Origin of the sequence: Streptomyces sp. NPDC048659 (genome assembly GCF_040650575.1) — a bacterium.
Classification (GTDB): Bacteria; Actinomycetota; Actinomycetes; order Streptomycetales; family Streptomycetaceae; genus Streptomyces.
The window spans coordinates 48,053-55,873 of the sequence record NZ_JBEZHM010000053.1 but is presented as its reverse complement, the minus strand read 5'-3'; the positions used below and the strand labels follow the sequence as shown (position 1 = coordinate 55,873).

Genomic DNA, 7,821 nt, shown 5'->3' with positions numbered 1-7,821 from the left:
GCACGCCGAACACCGGGCGAGGTCCCGGTGGCCGTCCGTGCGCCCCTGCGCCCCCCGTGCCTCCGTACCGTGGGTTAGGTCACGCTTACTTCCGGCGCGGAGGGGGCGCCCCTTTTCGTACAACCGGTCGGACGGTCAGTGACCGGCCGCGTGGCTCGCCTCGCCCGACGGGGTGGCCGTGCTCGACGGGGTCGTCGTGGCGGTGGCCGGCGGGGCCGGGATCTCGGTCGGGCCGAACTCCTTGAAGTAGCTGCTCGCCGGGACGACGAAGGCGTTCAGGCCCACGTCACCGGTCTTGCTCAGCTTGAAGACGACCTTCTGGGCGTCGCCGTTCTTCGCCTCGCGCAGCCCGCCCTCGACGGTGGCGGTCGCGTTGCCCTTGCCACCGATGACGACCGAGCCGCCCGCGGGGACGACGATCGGGCCGGTGCCCCCGGCGGCCGTGAGCTTCACCGTGCCGGTGGTGCCCGGCAGGGTGATCGAGTCGACGGTCTGACGGGTCGGGCCGTTGTTGAAGACCGTCGCGGAGACGACGGCGGGGCCCACGACACCCGGGTCGGGCTGGGTGATGACGAGCGCGTTCTGGATCTTGACGTCGTCCACCGTGACGGCGGCGTTGTCCGGCCGGACGCCGAGCGTCTGTGCGTTGTTGCCCGCCCCGCAGGCGGACAGCGAGGCGATCGAGATCGCGATGGCGGTGGCGGCGAGGGCGCCGCGTCGAAGGCTGCGGCTCACGGCGGCGGCATCTCCTAGGACGATCGGACAGGCTAAGGACGAGCTAAAGGTGTGTCAGCGGCCTTAGGTTACCGAGCCGCACTCTCCGTCCCGCACCCGACCCGCCCCCTACGCCCCCGCGGGCTCGCGGAGCCGCCCGCGCGCCCCGCCCACAGGCCGTCCCGCGGGCCCCTCCGGAGCCGTCATGAACACGCCGACATGGCCGGATCACACCCCATTGACCTGCCGTTCACATAAGCGCGGTGATCAATTCGGCCACCGTCCCGCATTCCCGCGACCCGATCATCGGAAAAGCCCGCACCGCCCTCCCGGTGATCAATTCGGGATTCGGTCGGTTGAGTACCCTGGATGCATCCGTGCGGGTGAGCGATCCTCGAACGGAGTACGTGAAGAGGGCCACACCGAACCGGGCAAACCGGGGCATCGACCCACTGTCGCGGCACCCCGGACAGGTGTAGCGTGCGCGTTTCTCTCCGTCCGCACAGCCGCTCCGACCTGCGAATACCGCCTTCCGGAAGCCCGCCGCAGCACGTCCGCCGCGCTGTTGTCAAGCCCCGAGATATGCCCTGACCTGCGAAAACGCCATTCAGAAGAAGCCGTATCCGTGTTACCCTGGATAGCCACGGAAGGGGTACCTGTCACATGACGTTCAAGGTTGGCGACACCGTGGTCTATCCCCATCACGGGGCCGCGCTGATCGAGGCCATCGAAACTCGCCAGATCAAAGGCGTGGACAAGACCTACTTGGTGCTCAAGGTCGCGCAGGGCGACCTGACGGTTCGTGTGCCGGCGGACAATGCCGAGTTCGTCGGAGTTCGCGACGTGGTCGGTCAGGACGGGCTGGACCGGGTCTTCGAGGTGCTGCGCGCGCCGTACGCCGAGGAGCCGACGAACTGGTCTCGTCGTTACAAGGCAAATCTGGAGAAGCTCGCCTCCGGCGACGTCATCAAGGTCGCCGAAGTGGTGCGCGACCTGTGGCGCCGCGAGCGGGAGCGTGGCCTCTCCGCGGGTGAGAAGCGGATGCTCGCCAAGGCTCGCCAGATCCTGGTGAGCGAGCTCGCTCTCGCCGAGAACACCAACGAGGACAAGGCCGAGGCCCTCCTCGACGAGGTGCTCGCGTCCTGACGCCTGCGCTCTGACCGACGCCTGGCGTCCAGCCATGCTCGACACCCATGCCGCGGTGCCTGCCGACGCGCTGTGAATCCCATCGATGGATCCCCCAGGGGTCCCATCGGTGCCACAGCGCCTCGACGGGCACCGCGGCATGTGCGTCTCTCCCTCTACCCGACCCCCCGCCACACGTCTCCGGGCACCTGTCCGTACCGCTCTCGCAAGGCGACGCCCCGACCGTCGTCACGGAAAGGGCCCGGTCGAGGCGTCGCAACAAGCTCGTTGACGCCATACCCACGTCGCCCGCGGAAACAAACCTGCCGGAGTGCAACCGATGTCAGACGAAGCGCGTCCTCCACGTACCGCCGTGGTGATCCCCGCGGCCGGCCGGGGCGTACGCCTCGGCCCGGGCGCCCCCAAGGCGCTCCGCGCGCTGAACGGCACCCCCATGCTCATCCACGCCGTCCGGGCGATGGCCGCCTCCCGCGCCGTCTCCCTCGTCGTCGTGGTCGCGCCCCCGGACGGCGCCGCCGAGGTCAAGAACCTCCTCGACGCGCACGCCCTGCCCGAGCGCACCGACTACGCCGTCGTCCCCGGCGGCGAGACCCGCCAGGAGTCCGTGCGGCTCGGCCTCGACGCCGTCCCCGCCGACGTCACCACCGTCCTCGTGCACGACGCCGCCCGCCCGCTGGTCCCCGTCGACACCGTTGACGCGGTGATCGAGGCCGTACGGGACGGGGCCGTCGCCGTCGTCCCCGCGCTGCCCGTCGCCGACACCGTCAAGGAGGTCGAACCGGCCGAGCGCCCCGGCGGCCCCGAGCAGGTCGTCGCCACCCCGGTCCGCGCCCGGCTGCGCGCCGTCCAGACCCCGCAGGGCTTCGACCGCGACACCCTCGTCAACGCCCACGCCACCGTCGCCCTCACCGGCGAGGGCGCCACCGACGACGCCGGCATGGTCGAGAAGCTCGGCGCGCCCGTCGTCGTCGTGCCCGGCCACGAGGAGGCGTTCAAGGTGACCCGCCCGCTCGACCTGGTCCTCGCCGAGGCCGTACTCGCCCGCAGGAGGGCCACCGATGGCTTCTAGCCCCACCCCCCTTCCCCGTACCGGCATCGGCACCGACGTGCACGCCTTCGAGCACGGCCGCGAGCTGTGGTGCGCCGGCCTGCTCTGGGACGAGGCCGCGAGCGAGGGCTACGGACTCGCCGGGCACTCCGACGGCGACGTCGCCGCCCACGCCGCCTGCGACGCGCTGTTCTCCGCCGCCGGGGTCGGCGACCTCGGCGCCCACTTCGGCACCTCCCGCCCCGAGTGGTCCGGCGCCGCCGGTGTCACGCTGCTCGCCGAGGCCGCCCGGATCGTGCGCGCCGAGGGCTTCGAGATCGGCAACATCGCCGTCCAGGTCATCGGCGTCCGCCCCAAGGTCGGCAAGCGCCGCGACGAGGCCCAGAAGGCGCTGAGCGCGGCGGCCGGCGCACCCGTCTCCGTCTCCGGCACCACCACCGACGGGCTCGGCCTGACCGGGCGCGCCGAGGGCCTGGCCGCCATCGCCACCGCCCTCGTGTATCCGGCCACACGGCCCGCCGCGCCGCCCGCCCCCGGCACGGCGCCCGCACCGGCGCCGTAATCGGCCCCGTAGGCGCAAAAAAGGCGCCCCGCGACCGGGAAACGGGCGCGGGGCACTACCACCCGCCCACTACCCTGGGGGGGTGACCATTCGCCTGTACGACACCAGCGCCCGGCAGATCCGTGACTTCACCCCGCTCACACCGGGCTGTGTCTCGATCTACCTCTGTGGCGCCACCGTGCAGGCCGCCCCGCACATCGGCCACATCCGGTCGGGGCTGAACTTCGACATCATGCGCCGCTGGTTCGCGTACCGCGGCTACGACGTCACGTTCATCCGCAACGTCACCGACATCGACGACAAGATCATCATGAAGGGCGCGGAGCAGGAGCGCCCCTGGTGGTCCATCGGCTACGAGAACGAGCGCGCGTTCAACTCCGGCTACGAGGCGCTCGGCTGCCTCCCGCCGACCTACGAGCCGCGCGCCACCGGCCACGTGCCCGAGATGATCGAGATGATGCGCGGCCTCATCGAGCGCGGCCACGCCTACGAGGCGGACGGCAGCGTCTACTTCGACGTGCGCTCCTTCCCGGACTACCTGTCGCTGTCCAACCAGGACGTCGACGACCTGCTCCAGCCCGACGAGGGCGTCTCCGGCAAGCGCGACTCCCGCGACTTCGCCATGTGGAAGGCGACCAAGCCGGGCGAGCCCGACTGGGAGACCCCGTGGGGCCGCGGGCGCCCCGGCTGGCACCTGGAGTGCTCGGCCATGGCGCACAAGTACCTGGGCCCCGCCTTCGACATCCACGGCGGCGGGCTCGACCTGATCTTCCCGCACCACGAGAACGAGATCGCCCAGGCCAGGGCCTTCGGCGACGAGTTCGCGCGGTACTGGGTGCACAACGCCTGGGTCACCATGAGCGGCGAGAAGATGTCGAAGTCGCTGGGCAACAGCGTCCTCGTCTCCGAGATGGTGAAGAACTGGCGCCCGATCGTCCTGCGCTACTACCTGGGCACCCCGCACTACCGCTCGATGATCGAGTACAGCGAGGACGCCCTGCGCGAGGCCGAGGCGGCGTTCGCCCGCATCGAGGGCTTCGTCCAGCGCGCCACCGAGAAGGCCGGGGCGCCCGTCGCCCCCGCCGCCGAGGTGCCGCCCGCCTTCGCCGAGGCGATGGACGACGACCTGGGCGTGCCGCACGCGCTGGCGATCATCCACACCACCGTCCGCCAGGGCAACAGCGCGCTGGCCGCCGACGACAAGGAAGAGGCGGTCGCCCGCCTCGCCGAGGTGCGCGCCATGCTCGGCGTCCTCGGCCTGGACCCGCTCGACCCGCACTGGGCCGACGAGTCCGGCGGCGAGGAGCTCCACGGGGTCGTCGACACCCTCGTACGGCTGGTGCTCCAGCAGCGCGAGTCGGCCCGGGAGCGCAAGGACTGGGCGACCGCGGACGCCATCCGCGACCAGCTGAGCCAGTCCGGCCTCGCCATCGAGGACGGCGCCGACGGCCCCCGCTGGACGCTCGGCAACCGCTAGCACGCCGCTGATGTGCCGTCCGGGCCTCCGGGCGGCACACTTCATGTAGCAGACTTGACGACCACACGGGCATGACTGCTCGCGGACTTGTCATCCACACACAGACACAGACTTACGCACAGGGAGTACGCGCGGACTGACGCACGTACGCAGCAGGCAGAGGAAACAGGTAGTCATGGCCGGGAACAGCCAGCGCAGGAACCGTCGCACGTCCAACAAGAAGGGCGCGACGGTCGGCAGCGGTGGCCAGCGGCGCAAGGGCCTGGAAGGCAAGGGCCCGACGCCCAAGGCGGAGGACCGCAAGGGCCACAAGGCGTTCCGCGTCTCCAACGCCATGGCCCGCCAGGCCGCCAAGCGCCGTCCCGCCCCCCGCCGCGGCGGCCCCAAGGGCCAGAGCGAGATGGTCGTCGGCCGCAACCCGGTCTTCGAGGCGCTGCGCGACGGCGTGCCCGCCACCACGCTGTACGTGCAGCAGTTCATCGACAACGACGAGCGGGTGCGCGAGGCGCTCCAGCTCGCCGGCGCGCGCGGCAACATCAACCTGATGGAGGCCCCGCGCCCCGAGCTCGACCGGATGACCAACGGGCTCAACCACCAGGGCCTGGTGCTCCAGGTCCCGCCGTACGAGTACGCGCACCCCGAGGACCTGACCGCCGCCGCCTACGACGACGGCGAGGACCCGCTGATCGTCGCCCTCGACGGCGTCACCGACCCGCGCAACCTCGGCGCGATCGTCCGTTCCGTCTCCGCCTTCGGCGGCCACGGCGTGGTCATCCCCGAGCGCCGCGCGGCCGGCATGACCGCCGGCGCCTGGAAGACCTCCGCGGGCACCGCCGCGCGTACCCCGGTCGCCCGGGTCACCAACCTGACCCGCTCGCTCCAGGAGTACAAGAAGGCCGGCATCGCGGTCGTCGGCCTCGCCGCCGAGGGCACGCACGAGGTGCAGGAGCTGGACGCGCTGGCCGGCCCGGTCGTCATCGTCGTCGGCTCCGAGGGCAAGGGCCTCGGCCGGCTCGTCGGCGAGACCTGCGACTACCTGGTCCGCATCCCGATGCCGGGCGGCGCCGAGTCGCTGAACGCCGGTGTCGCCGCGGGTGTCGTGCTGTACGAGGCGGCGCGCCGCCGGGCGCGCTGACCCGCCTCCCCGGCGTCCCCCGGACGGGCTGACCCGATCGGGGGACGCGCCCCCTCCGTGATCTTGACGGGTCTCGGACATTTGCGAGCCGTCAAGGCAGTGTCCTAACCGCGCATCACTCGGTTAGATGAGTGTGGACACCAGAACGCCCCGGCCGGGGTTCGACGATCAGCCCGCGCTGAGCATGGTCAAAGTGGATTCCGATCCCGCCCAGGTGATCGTGAACCACGCCAGCTTCCGTGTGCGGCTCGCGCCGGCCCAACAGCCGAAGTTCGCCGTGAACCCCCGTATCAGCGCCCTCGCCGGAGCGGTCGCGGGAGGTGCCGCGGCGGGCGCCGCGCGCCGCCGGCCCGTCGTGTGGACCGGGAAGTCCGCGCCCGGCGCGGGCGGTCTGCTCCAGGCGGTGCGCGAGTCGTCGGTGGCCGGCCCGGCCGCCTCGGTCTCCACGCTGGAACCGGCGACGCAGACCATCCCGCGCATCGACGACACGATGCCGACCCCGGTGGTGCCCGCCGGCCCCGCCGCCCCGCTGCTGCCGCCGATGCGGCGCGCCGAGGGGGCGTACGACGGGGGCGCGTACGACGAGGTCTACGCGATCGGGCCGGACAGCCACGACCAGGGCGCCGACCCGGACGGCCGGGCCGCGCACCGGCACGGCGCGGACGCGGTGCGGCACGCCTACTACCCGGGCCGCCGGATGAACCTGGGCGTGGTGCTGCTGCCGCTGCGGGTCTTCCTCGGCTTCATCTCCATCTACGCGGGCATGGGCAAGCTCTGCGACCCCGTCTACTTCGACGGCGGCGAGCGCGGCTCGATGGTCAAGTGGCTGAACTCGCTGCACCCGTGGCCGCTCGCCGAGCCGCTGCGCGACTTCGCCCTCCAGCACCCGGTCGGCGCGGGGCTCACCGTCGCCTTCCTCCAGGTCGTCGTCGGCGTCCTGACGGTGCTGGGCCTGTGGCAGCGGGTCGCCGCCGTGGTCGGCGCGCTGCTGTCGGCGGCGCTGATCCTGACGGTGAGCTGGAAGACCGTCCCGGTCTACGACGCGCCCGACATCATCTTCCTGGCCGCCTGGTCGCCGCTGATCATCGCGGGCGCCCCGGTCTACTCGATCGACGGCCGCCTGGCCGGCGAGGCGTGGCGGACCCTCGGGCCGCGCTCCGAGCTGTGGGAGCTGCGCCGCCGGGTGCTGCGCCGCGGCACGATCGCCGCGGCGGTCGTGGTCGGGGTCACGCTGCTGGGCGGCTCGATGCTGGGCGGGGCCGTGCGGTCCACCCAGATGGTCACGGTGCCGGGTCCGGACGACGATCCGATCAACCACCTGCCCGGTCAGCCGCTGCCGAAGGAGCCCGGCGCCACGGGCCCGGCGCGCAAGCAGTCGAAGAGCCCCGAGCCCTCGGCGACGACCGGGGCGAGCGAGGGCGCGCGGTCCGAGAAGACGGCCAAGCCCTCGAAGTCGGCGGAGCCGCCCCGCAGCCGGCGGACCAGCCCCTCGGCCACGCAGGGCAGCGGCACCCGCAGCCCGAGCCAGCCGCGTACGGCGGCGCCGCCGAGCTCGACGGGCTCCGGTTCCGGCTCGGGCGGTTCGGGCGGCACGAGCGGCACCCCGAGCAGCGGCGGCAGCGGCGGCGGCTCCTCGGACGGCGGCTCGTCCACGTCCGGCCCGCAGAACCCGATCGGCGGGCTGCTGGGCTGACGTACGGGAGGTGGGAAAGGGCCCCGGCGCGGTAAGCCGGGGCCCT

7 protein-coding genes are annotated in these 7,821 nt (G+C 72.5%); 6 read left to right on the top strand and 1 reads right to left on the bottom strand.

All coding sequences use genetic code 11. The features are described from left to right. Positions 1-135: 135 nt before the first annotated feature. Entirely contained in the window at positions 136-735 is a 600-nt protein-coding gene (locus AB0C99_RS31195; RefSeq protein ID WP_362482244.1) for a DUF461 domain-containing protein, read from the bottom strand. Between the two features lie 642 nt (positions 736-1,377). Here AB0C99_RS31195 and AB0C99_RS31190 point away from each other — a divergent pair. The 6 genes from AB0C99_RS31190 to AB0C99_RS31165 all read left to right on the top strand — a co-directional run bounded on the left by AB0C99_RS31190 (position 1,378) and on the right by AB0C99_RS31165 (position 7,775). Beyond that, the gene (locus tag AB0C99_RS31190; protein WP_003953493.1) at positions 1,378-1,860 is read left to right on the top strand and encodes a CarD family transcriptional regulator; all 483 of its coding nucleotides are present in this window, start codon (positions 1,378-1,380) and stop codon (positions 1,858-1,860) included. A 319-nt stretch (positions 1,861-2,179) separates the two neighbouring features. Then, the gene (gene ispD, locus AB0C99_RS31185; RefSeq protein WP_362482242.1) at positions 2,180-2,929 is read left to right on the top strand and encodes a 2-C-methyl-D-erythritol 4-phosphate cytidylyltransferase; all 750 of its coding nucleotides are present in this window, start codon (positions 2,180-2,182) and stop codon (positions 2,927-2,929) included. Further along, a complete protein-coding gene (ispF, locus tag AB0C99_RS31180) occupies positions 2,919-3,470 on the top strand; it encodes a 2-C-methyl-D-erythritol 2,4-cyclodiphosphate synthase (RefSeq protein ID WP_362482239.1) in 552 nt (183 codons plus the stop codon). Before ispD ends, ispF begins: the two co-directional genes overlap by 11 nt. A gap of 82 nt (positions 3,471-3,552) precedes the next feature. Further along, complete coding sequence (gene cysS / locus AB0C99_RS31175; protein WP_362482237.1) at positions 3,553-4,947, top strand: cysteine--tRNA ligase; 1,395 nt, start codon at positions 3,553-3,555, stop codon at positions 4,945-4,947. Positions 4,948-5,122: 175 nt separating this feature from the next. Next, positions 5,123-6,082, top strand: coding sequence for a 23S rRNA (guanosine(2251)-2'-O)-methyltransferase RlmB (rlmB, locus tag AB0C99_RS31170; RefSeq protein ID WP_362482234.1), 960 nt, complete (start codon positions 5,123-5,125; stop codon positions 6,080-6,082). Between the two features lie 127 nt (positions 6,083-6,209). Beyond that, complete coding sequence (locus AB0C99_RS31165) at positions 6,210-7,775, top strand: DoxX family membrane protein (protein WP_362482231.1); 1,566 nt, start codon at positions 6,210-6,212, stop codon at positions 7,773-7,775. The last annotated feature ends 46 nt before the right edge of the window (positions 7,776-7,821 follow it).